This window comes from Streptomyces deserti (genome assembly GCF_054782695.1).
In genome coordinates, this window is the sequence record NZ_BAAGRZ010000127.1 from 1 (window position 1) to 635 (window position 635).

The window sequence follows — 635 nt, forward strand, 5'->3', positions numbered from 1 at the left end:
CGGCGCCGGTACGGAGATCGCGAGGTGCTGGCTGCGATCATCTTTGTCGCCACCACGGGCTGCACCTGGCGGCAGCTGCCGCCGGTCTTCGGCCCATCGGGGCCAACCGCACATCGCCGCTTCACCGAATGGACGGCAGCCCGGGTCTGGGCGAAGCTGCACCGCCTCATCCTCGACGAGCTGGGCTCGCGTGGAGACCTGGACTGGTCCCGCTGCGCAATCGACTCGGTGAACACACGGGCTCTGAAAGGGGGGAGCTGACAGGTCCGAATCCTGTCGACCGAGGCAAGAACGGCTCGAAGATCCACTTGATCACCGAGCGGACCGGTTTACCCCTCTCCGTCGGCATCTCAGGCGCCAACCTGCACGACAGCCAGACGCTCGAGCCGCTTGTGCGCGGTATCCCGCCAATCCGCTCCCGCCGCGGCCCGCGCAGGCGACGACCCGCCAAGCTACACGCGGACAAGGGCTACGACTACGACCACCTGCGCCGATGGCTGCGCAAGCGAGGCATCCGGCACCGCATCGCCCGCAAGGGCATCGAGTCCTCCACCCGGCTCGGCCGGCACCGTTGGACGATCGAGCGCACCATGTCCTGGCTGGGCGGCTGCCGACGCCTGCACCGCCGCTACGAA

1 pseudogene is annotated in these 635 nt (G+C 68.7%); it reads left to right on the plus strand.

The features are described from left to right. Nucleotides 1–635: pseudogene (locus tag ACYVMZ_RS39395) on the plus strand (IS5 family transposase); the annotation flags it as partial.